The sequence below is a fragment of the Mycobacterium sp. NAZ190054 genome (assembly GCF_001545925.1).
Lineage (GTDB): Bacteria > Actinomycetota > Actinomycetes > Mycobacteriales > Mycobacteriaceae > Mycobacterium.
Genome location: NZ_LMVQ01000034.1, coordinates 1 through 15671, shown reverse-complemented (window position 1 = coordinate 15671; position 15671 = coordinate 1). Strand labels below are relative to the sequence as shown.

At 65.5% G+C, this 15671-nt stretch carries 14 protein-coding genes and 1 pseudogene; 3 read left to right on the top strand and 12 right to left on the bottom strand.

Features of this window, described 5'->3' with window-relative positions; all coding sequences use genetic code 11:
- From ASJ79_RS03615 to ASJ79_RS03590, 6 genes and pseudogenes are all read right to left on the bottom strand, one after another.
- Positions 1 to 258, bottom strand: a pseudogene (locus ASJ79_RS03615) (hypothetical protein); the annotation flags it as partial.
- The gene (locus tag ASJ79_RS03610) at positions 251 to 709 is read right to left on the bottom strand and encodes an urease accessory protein UreE (RefSeq protein ID WP_231750709.1); all 459 of its coding nucleotides are present in this window, start codon (positions 707 to 709) and stop codon (positions 251 to 253) included. The gene ASJ79_RS03610 and the pseudogene ASJ79_RS03615, both read right to left, overlap by 8 nt.
- Positions 710 to 719: 10 nt before the next feature.
- Complete coding sequence (gene ureC, locus ASJ79_RS03605) at positions 720 to 2426, bottom strand: urease subunit alpha (RefSeq protein WP_067953276.1); 1707 nt, start codon at positions 2424 to 2426, stop codon at positions 720 to 722.
- A complete protein-coding gene (gene ureA / locus ASJ79_RS03600) occupies positions 2423 to 3256 on the bottom strand; it encodes an urease subunit gamma (RefSeq protein WP_067953275.1) in 834 nt (277 codons plus the stop codon). The genes ureC and ureA overlap by 4 nt, the downstream gene beginning before the upstream one ends.
- 212 nt (positions 3257 to 3468) lie before the next feature.
- A complete protein-coding gene (locus tag ASJ79_RS03595; protein WP_067953273.1) occupies positions 3469 to 5013 on the bottom strand; it encodes a sodium:solute symporter in 1545 nt (514 codons plus the stop codon).
- 4 nt (positions 5014 to 5017) lie between these two features.
- Entirely contained in the window at positions 5018 to 5260 is a 243-nt protein-coding gene (locus tag ASJ79_RS03590) for a hypothetical protein (protein ID WP_067953271.1), read from the bottom strand.
- Between the two features lie 408 nt (positions 5261 to 5668).
- Between ASJ79_RS03590 and ASJ79_RS03585 the strand changes: the two genes are divergently transcribed.
- Positions 5669 to 6730, top strand: a complete 1062-nt coding sequence (locus ASJ79_RS03585; protein WP_231750707.1) for a response regulator transcription factor — start codon at positions 5669 to 5671, stop codon at positions 6728 to 6730.
- A 28-nt stretch (positions 6731 to 6758) separates the two neighbouring features.
- Here ASJ79_RS03585 and ASJ79_RS03580 read toward each other — a convergent pair whose 3' ends face one another.
- The 5 genes from ASJ79_RS03580 to torT are packed head-to-tail and all read right to left on the bottom strand — an operon-like array spanning position 6759 to position 12769.
- Positions 6759 to 7379, bottom strand: coding sequence for a helix-turn-helix domain-containing protein (locus ASJ79_RS03580; RefSeq protein WP_067953267.1), 621 nt, complete (start codon positions 7377 to 7379; stop codon positions 6759 to 6761).
- Between the two features lie 50 nt (positions 7380 to 7429).
- Positions 7430 to 8437 carry an ABC transporter permease gene (locus ASJ79_RS03575; RefSeq protein ID WP_067953265.1) on the bottom strand — a complete coding sequence of 336 codons (1008 nt, stop codon included), beginning with the start codon at positions 8435 to 8437 and terminating at the stop codon, positions 7430 to 7432.
- The gene (locus tag ASJ79_RS03570; RefSeq protein WP_067953263.1) at positions 8434 to 9951 is read right to left on the bottom strand and encodes a sugar ABC transporter ATP-binding protein; all 1518 of its coding nucleotides are present in this window, start codon (positions 9949 to 9951) and stop codon (positions 8434 to 8436) included. The genes ASJ79_RS03575 and ASJ79_RS03570 overlap by 4 nt, the downstream gene beginning before the upstream one ends.
- The gene (locus tag ASJ79_RS03565) at positions 9951 to 11588 is read right to left on the bottom strand and encodes an amidohydrolase (RefSeq protein WP_197420057.1); all 1638 of its coding nucleotides are present in this window, start codon (positions 11586 to 11588) and stop codon (positions 9951 to 9953) included. The genes ASJ79_RS03570 and ASJ79_RS03565 overlap by 1 nt, the downstream gene beginning before the upstream one ends.
- 32 nt (positions 11589 to 11620) lie before the next feature.
- Positions 11621 to 12769 (bottom strand): TMAO reductase system periplasmic protein TorT, encoded by a 1149-nt coding sequence (gene torT / locus ASJ79_RS03560; RefSeq protein WP_082753644.1) that lies wholly within the window; start codon positions 12767 to 12769, stop codon positions 11621 to 11623.
- Positions 12770 to 13010: 241 nt separating this feature from the next.
- On the opposite strand from torT, the gene ASJ79_RS03555 reads away from it, so the two are divergent.
- Positions 13011 to 14159: an NAD(P)/FAD-dependent oxidoreductase gene (locus ASJ79_RS03555; RefSeq protein ID WP_067953256.1), complete on the top strand. Its 1149-nt coding sequence runs from the start codon at positions 13011 to 13013 to the stop codon at positions 14157 to 14159.
- Between the two features lie 12 nt (positions 14160 to 14171).
- Here the strand turns inward: ASJ79_RS03555 and ASJ79_RS03550 are convergent, their stop codons facing one another.
- Positions 14172 to 14849 carry a GAP family protein gene (locus ASJ79_RS03550; RefSeq protein WP_067953254.1) on the bottom strand — a complete coding sequence of 226 codons (678 nt, stop codon included), beginning with the start codon at positions 14847 to 14849 and terminating at the stop codon, positions 14172 to 14174.
- Between the two features lie 216 nt (positions 14850 to 15065).
- Between ASJ79_RS03550 and ASJ79_RS03545 the strand changes: the two genes are divergently transcribed.
- Positions 15066 to 15647 carry a TetR/AcrR family transcriptional regulator gene (locus tag ASJ79_RS03545; protein WP_067953278.1) on the top strand — a complete coding sequence of 194 codons (582 nt, stop codon included), beginning with the start codon at positions 15066 to 15068 and terminating at the stop codon, positions 15645 to 15647.
- Positions 15648 to 15671 lie beyond the last annotated feature (24 nt).

Below are 15671 nucleotides of genomic sequence, written 5' to 3'. Positions count from 1 at the left end.
CAGGGTCTGGTCGAGTGCGAGCAGTTGGTCGATCTCGTCGAGGCGGTGAGCGTCGTGTGCCAAGCCGACCGCGACACCCTCGGTTGGTGCCACACTCAGTTCGAGCCACTGATCGGCGTACTCGTGCAACGACTTACGGTCGACGATGATCCCGCTGTCCAGCAACGTCTCGAACCCAGCCGAGTGCGCGTACGTGCCCGACGGAAATGCCGCACTGGTGACCTGAAGGAGATACAGCAGCCCCTGGTGATCAGTCATGTGAGTGTCCGCCGACCGCCCTTATCCGGCGACCTACCAGGGGAGCTGTCGTCCGGGTGTAGGCGATCCCGGCTTCATCCAGTGCCAACCCGGTGGAGTGCTCGTACGGTGTCCGCATGGCATCGTCGCTGAAGCGAACTGGCCGATGGAGGTTGCCCATAACGAAAGCGGCTGTGCCCCAGTCCTTGGCGGTTTGTGGAGCTACCACGAGGATATCCTCCTCACGGGCTTGCACGACGACCGCGACGTTGCCCTCCATTGCTAGCACGTCGCCGTCATCGAGTTCGCTGCCACGGTCGAGCGAGATTCGCACTTCACGGCCGCCCTCCGAACGCACCTTCAAGTGGCCGCGGGCTCGTTCATCGGCGGTGAGGATCACGGGATCACATATGACGCTGTTCATGGTGGCGATCGATCCGAGTTTGGTGGTGACTACGGTGTTGATGGTCATGAGATCCTCCTCAGCGCAGGTAATACAGTTGGGTAAGCGGCAAGGTCTGGGCCGCCTTAACGGTGATTCGTTCGCCGTCGACGGTCACGGCGTAGGTCTCCGGGTCGATGCTGATGTCAGGCATATAGCTGTTGTGGATCATGTCTCGCTTGGAGATGGACCGGCTTCGCTTGATCGGCCGCAACTCTTGGCAGTCGATGCGGTCCGCCAGTCCGTTGTCGATCGCGGCCTGGGTGACGAACGAGTAGGCGAGCCGTCGCGGGTTGCGTCCGTAATGACCGTACTGCGGGCGGTACTTCAGCGGCTGGCCCGTCATGAGCGAGCCCGCGGGATCGCCCATGGCCGACCACGAGATGAAACCGCCCTTCAGGATGAGTTCCGGTTTGGCGATGAACATCTCGGGTCGCCAGAACACCAGGTCGGCAACCTTCCCGGATGTGATCGATCCGACGTACGAGTCGATGCCGATGCAGATCGCCGGGTTGATCGTCACCTTGGCCATGTACCGCTTGATCCGGAAGTTGTCATTGCGGTCGCTGTCCTCGGGGAGCGGCCCGGTGCGCACCTTGCTGACGGCGGCCAGTTGGAATGCGCGCTGGGCGCTTTCAGCCGCGCGCCCCACACCCTGGCTGTCCGATCCGATCATGCTGATCGCACCCAGATCGTGGAGCACATCCTCGGCACGCATGGTCTCGGCGCGGGCCCGGCCCTGAATGAACGCCATGTCGGAGGGCACGGCCTTGTTGAGATTGTGACATGTGATCAGCATGTCGATCTCTTCGTCATAGGTGTTGAGTGAGAAGGGATTCGTCGGATTGGTGGAGCTGGGCAGGATGTTGGCCTCGCCCACGCAGCGCATCATGTCGGGGGCGTTTCCGCCGCCGGCCCCTTCACAGTGGTAGATGTGCATGACGCGACCTCCGATGGCTGCCATGGTGTCCTCATAGAAACCTGTCTCGTTGAGGGTGTCGGCATGCAGCTGGACCTGGAAGTCGTACTCGTCGGCTACCTGGAGGCAGGTACGAATGGCAGACGGTGAGCTGGACCAGTCCTCGTGGATCTTCATCCCGGTTGCACCGCCGAGCACCTGCTCCACGATGGAGGCTGGGTCCGAGGAGTTGCCCTTGCCGAAATTCCCGAAATTCAGGGGGAAGTCGGCCATCGCCTCCAGCATGCGCTGCAGGTTCCACGCGCCCGGGCATTCGATGCCCACGGTCTTGGGGCCAGAACCGCCGCCGATCACCGTTGTCACGCCCGCGGACTGGTACTCGTAGAGCTGCTGCACCGAGTCGAAGTGGGGGTGGATGTCGATCAGACCCGGTGTGACGATTTGGCCTTCGACCGACAGGATGTCGGTGTTGGGACCGATGATCAGGCCGGGGGTGATCTCCATAACGTCGGGATTGCCGGCCTTGCCGATGCCGACGATTTTGCCGTCGAGGATGCCGATGTCGCATTTGATCACGCCCAGCAGGGGGTCGATCACCACGGCGTTGGTCACCACCATGTCCAGTGCGCCGTCGGACCTCTTGAACCGGGACACCTGTCCCATACCGTCACGGATCGTCTTGCCGCCGCCGAAGACCAATTCATCGCCGTAGGTGGTGTAGTCGTGCTCGATCTCCGCGACCAGGCCGGTGTCGGCGAGATTGATGCGATCACCGGTGGTGGGGCCGTACTGCGTCGCATAGTCCGGACGGTTGATCTCGGTGCTCATGAATTCGACTCTCCGCTCGATCCCTTGCTCGCCAGCATTTCCAGGGTCTCCCCTTCGAAGCAGTAGCCACCCGCACGAAGGCGGCGCATGGCCTGCTCCTTGACCAGTGCACTTCCAGTCGGTCCGTTGGTGATGTCGTTCATGCCCCGCGCCACCTGAGCTCCGCCGAGTCGTACCAGCTGACACCGCCGGCTCTGCCCGGGTTCGAAACGCACGGACGTCCCACTGGGAATGTCCAGCCGGAATCCGAACGCCGAGGATCTGTCGAACGCCAGGGCGCGATTGGCCTCGGCGAGATGGTAGTGCGCGCCGACCTGGACCGGTCGGTCCCCGGTGTTGACGATGTCGAGTACATGTGACTCTCGCTCGGCGTTGATGGTGATGGGTGTCGGGGCGAACTCGATGTGTCCCACCTTGTGCGGTTCTCCGACTGCGAACGCCTCTTCGGGGATCTTGGCCTCCGGTATGGGCGGCGGTTGCCACGCAGCCGCCGGGGTTTGATTGTTGGAATCCGAGGCCTCGCCGCGGATCGGGTCCATGACCGTCACCAGTTTGGTGCCGTCCGGCAGTAGTGCTTCGACCTGAACGATTTTGAGCATCTCGGCCACTCCGGCCATGACGTGTTCACGGCGCAGGATGGTGGCACCGTACTCCATGAGGTCCGGTAGGACCGGAATGGAGCCTTCGCGTGCGCGTTCCAGGATCTCGTCGCAGATGAGCGCCACTGCTTCGGGCTGATTCAGCCGTATTCCCTTGGACAGGCGCCGGCGTGCCATCTCGGCGGCAGTCCATAGCTGCATCCTTTCCTCTTCGCGGACTGTCAGGTGCATCTGCTCTCCGTTTCGGATGTCTGTGGGGATCGAGTGATGGGCATTCAAATCAGGTGTGGCACAACGGTGTCACGCTTCCGGCGCGGCTCGGGGCGCCATGAGGAAACTCCGTATCGGGTGCCACCGTGCCCTCGCCTGTGGGAGGGCAGGGAGGCGTCGGCTTCATTGCCGACACCACCCCAGCCCGTTCCTGCGAGCCACTAGCGTCCGGGTCACACCATCGGGCGGGCGGTGGCTCCGATGTCCTCAGCCGGCGCAGCCGAGCCGGAGTTGCTGCTCAATGCGTCGGACACCGAGCCGAATAGGTCGTGAACCCGCTGCTGCTCCTCCGGAGGGTTCTTCCTGACCAGTGAGATCGTCAGATAGATGGCGAGGTTCGCGGCCAGGCCGACGATCCCAGCAGGCACGCCCTCGAGCGCGGGGATGGCGCCGCCATCGTTGGCGTAGGGGACGGTGAGCACCACCGCGATGACAAATCCGACGGCCAGCCCCCAGAAGGCGGCAAGGGCACTGCCGCCACGCCAGAACAGGCCGGCAAACAATGGCACCGCGAGCTGGATGATGACGGCGTAGGCGACTTGCGCCCACGTCAACAGGTTTCCGTAACTGAAAGTGAGGTACGCCACGGCGGCGCCGAAGGCCAGGAAGGTCAGCATCGACAGTTTCGAGACGATGATGCGCTGCTTGTCCGACAGCGGACGTGCGCTGCCGACAATGTCGTTGGCCAGCTGGGTCCCGCACACCTGGATCCATGAGTCGACGAATCCCATGCTGGCGGCGAGCACGATGACGAGCCCGATCCCGAGCAGCCACTCGCCGCCGACGGAGTTCAGCAGGATGAACCAACCGTGCTGCGGATTCTCGGCGATGTTGGCGATGGTCGCCGCCGACATCGCCAGCAGGCCGAGCGGCACGAAGAACCCGATCGACATGGGGAAGGTCAACACCGTTCCCCACTTGACCGACCGAATGCTGTCCGCGGTGTAGATGCGCTGGAAGGAGGCCGGCCAGCACAACGACCCGATGGCGCCTGAGAGGACCAGTCCCAGGAAGTAGAGCCCACCCTGAGGAGAGTTGAATCCGGGGATCATAAAGTTGGCCTCGGGCAGTTCGCCGAGCGCACGGGACCCGCCGAACTGGGTGAACAACAGGACGACACAGATCACCGCGGTCAGGCCGTAGGCGACGATTCCTTGCCAGACATCGCTGATGATCAGGCCGCGCATGCCCATCTGCACCGTCCAGATCTGACGGACCGCGATGATGAGCACGCCGATGATCAATGCCGGCACGACGCCGATCTGGCCGAACGTCGCCCACCGGACGATCTCGCCCATGGCCTGCATGCCCAGGACGATCCACGGGAAGCTGGCAGCGACACCGATCACGCTGGCGAGCACCTTGAGCCGCCCGCTGTCGAAGCGCAGGCCGATCAGGTCGGGCTGGGTGAACAGTTTGTACTTCTTGCCCCAGCCCCAGGCGCGGGTCGCCATCAGGTACATCGCGCAGGCCCCGAGCACTGAGTAGAGCAGAAGATAGAACCCGATGACGCCGGACCCAGCCAGCAGGCCGAAGAAGGCCACGAAAGTGGTTCCCGGCCACCACGCATTCATGTACGACATCGCGATGTAGAACCCCGAGAAGGAACGTCCGCCGACGGCGTAGCCGTCGAATGTCCTGTCCTTCTTGTAGCTCATGTAGAGGACGAGAACGACTGATGCGAAGAACAGGGTGAGCAATCCAATTGTCACGACCATGGTGTCAGTCCCCGATCTCGTTCCGGATGACCTCGATGCAGTAGGCGATGACCACCGAAAGTGTGACCAGTGCCGAGACGAGGAGCATGTAGGCGATCCCGATAGGGAGGCCGAAGACTTCCCACTTCTGGCCGGAGATCGACAGGTACAGCGGTGGGAACACAGACATGAGTGCTGCCACCAGGTAGGGAGTCAGGATCAGGATCCGGACTGTGCGCGGTTGGGCGCGTTCGATCAGAGAACGCATGATGATGACCTTCCGATTAGATGCCCGCATGAGACGTCCTGCACCGGAGACGGGGTGTTGGGCTTCGAGTTCAACGCAGTACCGCGGCGTACTACTAAATCCCGCAGGCGCCAATGCGTCTGGCGTGCGACGAAACGGTCTGGGAGACAACCTTCACTGAGGACGTCGATGTCCGCCGATGTTGCCTTCGCAGTGTGCTTGCCGTTGAGGCGAATTCATTCTGCGACAGGCTCGCGCTGAAATTGCATACGGAGTTCTCCCCATCTTTCGCCGGTGCGAGCGCCGAGCGGTGCCGATCACGTCGGTGCGATGCGACCGTCGAAACCCACGTGACAATCCGGCGGCATAAGTAAACCCCTGGTTAACCAGGGAGGAAGGCCGCATACCGCTGGCTATCATGACCACTTGATGGCGCCGACGACCGCCGCCGACTGGGCAAGGCGATCTCTGGAGTGGACGATGGATCTTCGAACGTCGATGACGTCCGCAGACGTTGTGAAGGTCCTGGACATCAACTCCATGGTTGCCACGATGAACGGTAGTGGAGACACCGCCGAGACCGCGGAATCAGTACTCGAGCACGTACATTCGCTGATTCCCTACGTTGCAGCCAGCCTGCAACTGTGGGATCCGATCAACGGCGTCCACCGCACCATTGCCAACCGGGGATACTCCGAGCTTGAGATCGCCCACCTCGACACCTGGTTCGTCGCGCAGGACGAGGCCTTCCGCTACATGCACGACGTCGACAACGCGCCGCTGCGCTGGGCCGACATGCCATTCGACTACCGGTCCGGCTATTCTGCGCGAACCTATTGGCTGCCTGCAGGTTACCGCGAGGGTGTGACCACTTGCCTGTTCGCAGCTGACGGTCGTTACACCGGAAACCTGCACCTCAATACCGACTCGGTGAGGTACCCCAGCGACAGCAACCGCGGGGCCTTGACGGCACTACAACCGATTCTCGCTGCTCTCACGGATGTGCTGCGCGAGCCCGCCCACATCGCGAGCACCATCGAACCCGACGCCCACTGCACAATCGTGAGCTCAGCCGGAGAATGCCATGACGTGCCGGGACGCTTTCCCGGGCCCTGGTTGGTGACCGGAAGCCCTCTGGTGAAAGCGATTACGGCAGGAGTCCCGCGTCAATCCCGCCGGTGGCGGGGCTTGTGGCAGGACCAAGACGGAGGGTGGCATCGAGTGTCGCGGAACTCGTTGCCCTCCGGCTTCCTCGTCACCGAACGATCGGCGTCGATTCCGCACCGGCTGACGACTCGGGAGCTGGAGGTCCTCGCCCTGCTCGAGCAGAGTCGGACCAACACTCAGATCGCCAGCGCTCTCACCATATCGGCCAAGACGGCCGGCAAGCACATCGAGAACGTCATGGCCAAGCTCGGATGCACTTCTCGCACCGGCGCGGCCGTAGTCGCGCTCAACGAGGGTCTCTCGCTGCTCGGCTCCGCTCGATAACCGGACGCGTCAGGTCCACAGGGCAGCCTCAGTAACCGTTCCCGGGCGTCATCACCCACAGCACCGTCGTCGGCCGATCCAGCGGATTACGGAAACCGTGGCCGTGCCGCGGGTCCAGAAGCAGCGAGTCGCCTTCCTCCAGCCGCACCGTCGTCTCGTCGACGGTGATTTCGACAGCGCCGTCGAGCACGAGCACGCATTCCTCGTCGGCGGCGTGGGTGTAGAGGCCGCGCCCGGAGCTGCCGCCCGGTTCGATGACGGTGTGGTGGATCTGTAGCTGCCGGGCCGTCGGCGGCGTGACCATCGAATCGACGAATCCGGCCGGATGGCTCATGGTCCGCCGCTCGTGCAGCCGCACCACGCCGTCGTGCTCCTCACCGCCGACGAACAAGGTGGCCACCGGCTGGTTGAGGGCCTCCGCGATCCGGCGCAGCGAGGCGATGGACGGGTTGGCCAACCCCCGCTCGACCTGGGACAGGAAGCTTTCGGACACACCGGCTTGGGTGGCGGCGTCCTTGAGCGTCACATTCTGTGCCTGCCGCAGACTCCGGATCCGCACCCCCAGACGCCGGTCGGCCTCGGACGGCTGATCGGTCTTGCTCTCGACCCGCTCGTCCTTGGCCGGCGAACGCCGCCGACTCGACGCCATAGCCCTCGATTCAGGTTGGTGATCCCCGCCCGCACTCCCGTGTGCGAACTTCACTTTCGCGCACGGACGCGGTCGAGGGCAACTGCACTGACCAACACCGCCCCGATGATCAGCTGCTGCACGTAGCTGGACACCCGCAGCAGGTTCATCCCGTTGCTGAGGATGCCGATGAAAAGCACACCGAGGATGACCAGGCCGAGCCGGCCCTCGCCACCGAACAGTGAGGTGCCACCGAGGACGGCGGCGGCGATCGAGAGCAGCACGTAGGTGGCGCCCAGTGTCGCCTCGCCGGAGGCGACGCGGGCGGTGAGCAGCACTCCCGACAGCGCGGTGAGGCCGGAACACAGCAGGAAGGCACAGATCAGCACCTTCCGAACCTGGATGCCCGCCACCCGCGCGGCATCCTGGTTGCCGCCGACGGCGAAGAAGCTGCGCCCGAGCGAGGTCCAGTACAGCAGGATGTAGACGCCCACCGCGGCGATGACGGCGATGATCAGCGGGATGGGCAGCCCCAGCCATTGACCGGTGCCGAACACGTCGCTGAACTCCATCGGGATACCGGTGACCGGTGCGCCGTCGGACAGCATCAGTGCCGCACCGGAAGCCACCGATGTGGTGCCGAGGGTGACCATGAACGACGGGACCTTGAAGAACGTCGCCGCCGCCCCGTTGACGAGCCCGACCAGCAGGCCCACGCCCATCCCGGCCGCGACGCCGACGACGATGGCCGAGAACGTACCGCCGGTCCAGTTCGACATGGTGAGCGCGGTGACGACACTGACCAGGGCCACGGTGGCGCCCACCGACAGATCCAGCTGCGCGCACAGCAGAACGATCATCTGCGCCATCGTGATGAGCAGCAGGTACACCGACTGCCTGCCGATGTTGGCCAGGTTGTCCGGGGCCAGGAACCGTGGTTCGGCCACGGCGAAGAAGACCACCATCGCGACGAGCAGCAGGGGGAGCAGACCCACGTCGAGGGCTCTGGTCAGCAGGCGGCGATGAAGGGGCACAGTGGGTTCCGTCGCGTTGTCGGGGGCCATCGTCTGCGTGGTCACTGCATCGCTCCGTTGTTCTCGAGTTCCGGTGAGCTGAAAAAGGCTGTCAAAACGGTGTTCTCGTCGATCTGTTCACCTTCTAGGTGAGCGGACACCCGGCCTTCGTGCATCACGTAGACCCGGTCCGACATCCCCAGCACCTCGGGCAGATCCGACGAGATCAGGACCACGGCCTTGCCGGCGGCGGCCAGGTCGTCCATGACGCGGTACACGTCGATCTTGGCGTTCACGTCGATACCCACGGTCGGTTCGTCGAAGATGTGGATGTCCGCGTGGTGCAGGAGCCCGCGCGCCAGCACCGCCTTCTGCTGGTTGCCGCCGGAGTAGAGGTCGGTGCGGCGGTCGGTCTCCGCGGGCCGGATGCTCATCCGCTCGACGTGCCGCCGGGCGAGTTCGCGCTCCCGCCGCCTGTTCAGGAACCCCCAGCGGGCGACGCCGGCGGCGCGGAGGCTGCCGAGGGTGATGTTGGTGGACAGCGGCTGATTGAGCGCCAGTCCCTGATGTTTGCGGTCTGATGGGTAGTAGACGATTCCGTGACGAATCGCTTTGGTGGGGTTGAGTTTCGACAGCGCCTTCTGCCGAACCGAGATGCGGCCGCTGTCGACGCGGTTCAAGCCGAAACACGCTCTGCCGAGCGCCGACTTGCCGGAGCCGAGCAGCCCGGCGATGCCGACGATCTCGCCCGCGCGGAACGACATCGAGGTGTCGACCAGCTCATCCGCCGACAACGACTCGATGGTCAGCAGTTCCGCGCCGGGCTGCCGCGGTGACCTCGGGTAGAGATTCTCCGGCCGCCGGCCCGTCATGAGTTCGACGAGTCGGTCGCTGTCGCCGATCTCGTCCGGCCCCACCCCGCCCACTCGGCGTCCGTCACGCAGCACGGTCACCCGGTGGCCGATCCGGGCGATTTCTTTGAGGCGGTGGGTGATGTAGATGATCCCGATGCCCTGCTCGGCCAAACTCTGCACCAGCGCGAGCAAGTGTTCGCTTTCCTGCTCGCCGAGGCTGGCAGTCGGCTCGTCGAGGATCAGCAGCCGGGCGCTGCCCATCAACCCCTTCGCGATCTCGACCAACTGCTGCGCGGAGCGGGTCAGCGAATCCGCACGCGCGCCCAGCGGAATGTCGGCACCGATCCGGGCCAGCGCGTCACGCGCCAGGTCGGGGATGCGGCTGCGGTTAACGATGCCGCTGCGGGTGGGCAGCCGTCCCAGGAGCAGGTTCTCGGCGACGGTCAGGGACGGCACCAGACTCAACTCCTGGAACACGGTGCTGATGCCGACGTCGTGCGCCGCACGGGGGGAACTCAAGCTGACCGGGGTGCCGTCGAGCAGGATCTGTCCTGTCGACGGCGGCTGCACCCCGGCCAGGATCTTGATCAGCGTCGATTTTCCCGCGCCGTTCTCTCCCAGTAGGACGTGCACCTCCCCGGCTTCGACGGTCAGGTCCACTCCGTCGAGTGCCACGACGCCGGGGAACTTTCTGCCCAACTGCCGGACCTCAAGCAGCGGAGCCATTACGCCGGCACCGCTCGCTTGTGCACCGAGACACCGGCCAGGAAGACCTCATCCACCCGGGTGTTGCGGACGTCGTCGAGGCTGCCGGTGCGCGGGTCGCGGTCGAGCACGGCGATGTCACCCCACTTCCCGACCTCGATGGAGCCGACGGTGCCCTCCATCCCCAGGGAACGGGCCCCTTCGATGGTGTGCAGGCGCAGCGCCTCGGTGAACGAGATGGCCTGCTCGGGTTCGATGTGCAGTCCCCAATAGCTGCGGCGCGCCATGCACTCCCAGATCGAGAACAGCGGGTTGGACTGTTCGATCTCGGCGCCCGGGCCGACGTCGGAGCTGGCGACCGGCCCGACACCGTCGTCGAGCATGCTGCGCAACGGCAACCGGCCCTGCAGGCCGCCGTCGCCGAGCAGCATGGGCACGAAGTCGGCCATGAAGTTGTAGAGGAACACCGGCTGCAGCACCGGCACCACGTTGGCCCGCCGGAACCGTTCGAGGTCGGCGCGATCGTTGACGAGGTTGCCCGCATGCTCGATGCGTACCGGCCGATGATCGTGTGGCCCAGGCAGACTCAGCAACGCCGCGACGATCTCGTCCTGGGCGCGCGGGCCGTTGGCGTGGATGGCGACCTGGACATCGTGTCTGCGGGTGGCGTGCACGGCGCGCAGCACATCGGCCTGCGTCATGTTCAACCGTCCCTTGTAGCCCGGGTAAGGCGCATGCTCGGCGACGTAGGGCGTCCGCGTGGCCGCGTTACGCGCCGAGTACCCGCCGTCGGCGAACAGCTTGGCACCGGCGGCACGCATCCGGTCGGCCCCGGCCTTGCTGCGGTAGCTGCTGATCCATTCGCACACCTCTTCCAGCGGGCCCGCCGACGGCACCAGCGGGTAGAGCACGCCGCGCGCCGCCATGTCCCCCGAGCCCACCAGGTCGTCCATCACCTCGGCGTTGTCGAAGGAGCTGAGCATCTCGCCGAAGGTGGTCACCCCGTACGCGGTGAACAGTTCGGCGTACGTGTCGGTCAGGTGGCGCCGTACCTCGGCCTTGTCCATCGGCGGCACGGGCAGCAGTTGATCGATCTCGCTGACCACGCCGGTGGGCACCCCGTTGTCGTCGAGTTGGACCACCGGGCTGCCCCACAGACCGGCCGCACCGTTGAGGAACCGCTCGACCTGCGCCAGCTCGAGCGCACGCGAGTTGAGCACGGAAGTGTGTCCACCGCAGGCGATCTGGATGGGCACCGTGGTGCTCACCCGGTCGAGTTCCGCGCGGGTGGGAAGGCGGCGTTCGGCGAGCTTCTGGTCGAAGAACAGGTTGCCGTACCCGAGTAGCCAATCTCCGTCGCCGATATCGGCGGTCGCGGCGGTGAGGCGGTCGAGAACATCGGCGATGGTCTTGCATCCGGGCACCCGGCAGTCGACCGCGCGCCCGCGGGCGGTCGCCAGCAGCTCGAGGTGGATGTGGGGATCGACGAATCCCGGCACGACGGCGCGATCACCGACGTCGCGCACCTCGATCCCGGCCGCGCGGGCGTCCTCGGCGATGCGGCGGGAACCGACCTCCGCGATCCGGCCGTCGCGGATCACCACCGCCTCGGCGTCGGCGCCGCCGGTGACGCTGACGATCCGTCCGATGATCGCCACCGAATCATGTTGGCGTCGCGCAGCGTTGACCGTCACTGGTCGTCTCCGGGCTTGACGTCGGACACCGGGCTCCAGCCGTCGGGGGCGAAGCTGGTGGTGGTGTCGAAGTCGGCGATGTTGTCGGCCTCTCCCGCTGCTGAGCCGCACACGGTCAGCGGCAACGGGCCCATCCGCTCGAAGCCGTCCTTCTGCGGTTTGTCTTCGAGCAGGCGCACCGCCAGGTCGACGGCCATCCGGCTGGTGCGGACCGGCTGCTCGGTGGGAGCACAGACCACCCGGCCGCTCTCCAGGAGATCCATGGTGGTCGGCACCAGGTAGGTGCCCCACAGGCTGATCGTCTCGGCCAGACCGCGTTCGGCGAGCACCCCGTGCGCGACGTCGAGAGTCGTTGCGGTGCCTACGATCGCATCGAGGTTCGGGTACGCCGACACACTGTCCTCGACGAGGGTCAGTTGCACCTCCTTGGCGGTCTCGCCGTACTTCACGTCGAGCAGTTCGACATCGGATCCGGCGATCGCGTCCTTGAACCCGAGCACCGAGCGCTCCGACCAGCCGGCACCCGCAGGCCCGGGCAGCAGGACGACATGGCGGGCGGTGCCCTGCGCCACCAGCTCCTCGCCGATCGCATGACCCATGTTGTAGTAGTCGACGATGGCGTGGCCCGGCACGTTCGCGGTGACGCCGTTGCCGTAGTCGACGACCACGACGCCGGCGTCGAGGGCCTGCTGAATGGCCGGATTGAGGGCGTCCTGACTCACCGCGCCGACGATGATGGCGTCGGCGCCCTGCGCCGTGCAGTCCTCGATCTGTTTCACCTGCTCGGTGGTGCCGGTGTAGCCGCCGGCGTCACTGAACCGCATCTCCAGGCCGAGTCGGCGGCTCTCCGCGGTGATCCCGTAGTTGGTGGCCACCCAGATGGGGTCTTTCAGGTGCGGCACCGTCACACAGATCTGCCAGGGCTGAGTCACGTCGGACGCTTCCAGCGAGGAGTACTCGCCGTCGACACCTTCGCCGACGCAGCCGGCCTCGATGCCCGGGGCGTCGCAATCGGTGAACACCGCGGGAGCCGACCACGCCTGCTCGTCCTCGGCGCGGACGTCGACAGTGTCACTGCCGCACGCCGCGGTGGCGGCGGCCAGTAGACAGGCTCCGAGGGCACTCACTGCTCGTGTCGCTTGCATCGGGATCTCCTTCGGCCGCGCGGACCTGTAATCAACTGAATTGGTAGTGAAGTTGGACTGTGACGCTACTTCAGCCACTTGGTGCTGACAAGAGGAAGCTGTTGGCGAATATTCATTCAGAACAGCATTTTTGCGTGAGCCGTTAAGATCGTGTTTCTGAATTATTACTGCAGAACCGCCATTGCTGACCGACCATTACTGAAGTACAGTCCAAGTTCTCTACAGAGGGGAAGGTTCTTCGATGGGTCGTCGCCACGTTGAAATCGCCGGGGCAGGTCTCGCCGGTCTCACCGCCGCCGCAGCGCTCGGACAACGCGGATGGTCGGTGCGCGTTCATGAACGCGGCGCTGAGCTCCGCGAGATCGGAGCGGGTATCTATCTGTGGGAGAACGCGTTACGCGCGCTGGAGAGCATCGGCGCATACGACGCCGTGACGGCGTACGCCGAGAGGGTGCAGACGCCGGAACTGCGCGACCACCGGCACCGCGTCGTCCAGCGCGAGTGGTTGCGGCACGGCCGGCTCTACACCGTGGCCCGGCGCCACCTCCACAGTTGCCTGGTCGATGCCGCGCGCGCCGCGGGCGCCGAACTCCTGACGGATTCCCCTGTGGCGGGTGCGTCCCCGGACGGTGCGTTGGTCTTCGGCGACGGCACCGAGGCGAAGGCGGACCTGGTGATCGGCGCGGACGGCTACTCGTCCCGGGTGCGCGAGGCCCTCGGGCTCGGCAAGGCCACGGTCAACCTCGGCGACGGATGCGGTCGCCACATGATCCCCCGGACCGCCGACGACCCGGTGAATGCCACGATCGAGGAATGGAACGGCGGGCGGCGCATCGGCGTGGTGCCCTGCTCACCCGACCACACCTACGTCTTCCTGTGCTGCCCGGACAGCGACACCGCAGGTACGCAGCAGTCGCCGTTCAACCGCGCAACCTGGTTGGAAAGCTTCCCGCACATGGCTTCTCAACTCAACCGCATACCGGACGTTCCGGAGGGCCGGTATGCGACGTTCTACGACGTGCAGTCCCGCGGATGGCACGCAGGCAAGGCCGCCATCATCGGTGACGCGGCCCATGCGATGTCGCCGAACCTCGGGCAGGCGGCGTGCTGCGGCATGATGAACGCCGTCGCGCTGGGGCAGGCTCTCGACCAGTACGACGTGGCCACGGCCCTGAACGTGTGGGAGGCCAGCGAGCGTCCGGTCACCGACCGCGTACAGCAGTATTCGCGGCTCTACGGCCGGATGGGCACCGGGTGGCCCCGCCCGCTTCTGGATGCGCGGTCGGCGTTGATCTGGGCGCTCGGCAAATCGAAGGCCGTGCAGAGCCGGATCAACTTCGCCGCGTCGTACTTCCCGAGCCTCGATCAGCAGAGCGCCAAGGCGGGCTAGGGGCAACGCCGTTCAGGCCAGCTCACTGATTCCGCGGCCGATCAGCATTGCCGCCAGAAGCAGCAGCAACACCATCGTCACCGCCTTCTCGTTGGCCAGCAGCCAGGTCTTGAGATTCGCCAATCGGGCACGGGCCCCGGTACCGCCGACGAGGTAGGCGATCAGCGGGACGGTGATCGTCGCCGTCGACACCAACAGGAACCCGGCCGCCACCCCGACGGTCGAAGGCAAGGGCATACGGGCCGAGCCGATGTCGACGCCGGCGAGTAGCGCTATCGCCAGGCTGGAGGGGTCGATGATGCTGACGGCCACGCCGATGCCGACCGACCCCGCCGGGGAGAGCCCGTCGACGCGTCGCATCAGGGGGCTGGGCTTGCCCGGATCGGGGTCGGGGCGGGACCACCGCCGCATCGCGAGCCCGAGCAGCACGACACCGATGACGATGCGGGCGATCGACGTTGCCGGTGCCGGATGATCCCGATGGCCGAACCCGTGTAGGCCAAGGTCGGAGAACAGCACGATCATGACGCCCAGGCACACCGCGACGCCGAGCAGTCGTCCGCACACGAACGCGACGCCCTTGGCGGCCGCACGCTCGGAGACCAGGATCAACAAGATCACGAGCATGGGCAGTGGCCCGGCCATCAACGTGACCGCCAGCGGCAGGATCTGACCGATCGTGTAGCCCACTACCACGTTCCTCTCGCCGCGCCGTTCGGGATCACCCCACGGCGGCGTGGTCAGGCTACTCCAGCCAGACCCCCTCCCATCCGGAAGCGGGCGCTTGACCTCGCTGTCACTTAGTGACACAGTGGGCTTGTCACTAAGTGACAGGAGGTTTCCGGCAGCGTGACCAGCGCAGTATCGAACGCGACCGACGACAAACAGGCGCAGGCCCGGCTCCGGGTGTCCCGCATTGCCTGTGAACTGTTCTGGAAGCGCGGCGTCGCTGCGACGAGCGGTGACGACATCGCCACTGCCGCAGGGTTTTCGACCAGAACGATATGGCGCTACTTCCGCACCAAGGAGAGTTGCGTCGAGCCGGTGTTGGCGTTGTCGGCGCAGCGCTTCATCGCGTTGGCCCACCGCTGGCCGGCCGAGCTGTCACTGGCCGACCACATGGCGGTGGACATGGTCGAGCATCCGCTGACCGAGCGGGAGATCGCCGACGAAGTGGCAGGGCTACGGATCGCCGTCATGTCGCTGACCGAGCCGGCCCTGCGCACGGCCTATCTGATGGTGCACGACGACATGGAGCGCGGCTTCATCCCCGTCATCGCCAAGCGGCTTCGTCTCCCGGAGCACGACCTCACCGTCCGTCTCTGCGCTGCGGCGGTCACCGGAGCGTTCCGCGTCGTGGACGAGGACGTGGGCCGCCGCACCATCATCGACAAGGAGAAGGTCACCCAGCGCGAAGCCCTGTCGTTGATCGACCGAGCCATCCGGGACGCCACCAACGGCCGCTTGGGCGGGCCGGTGGAGCCCTGATGCAGCCGAAATAACCACCACCGC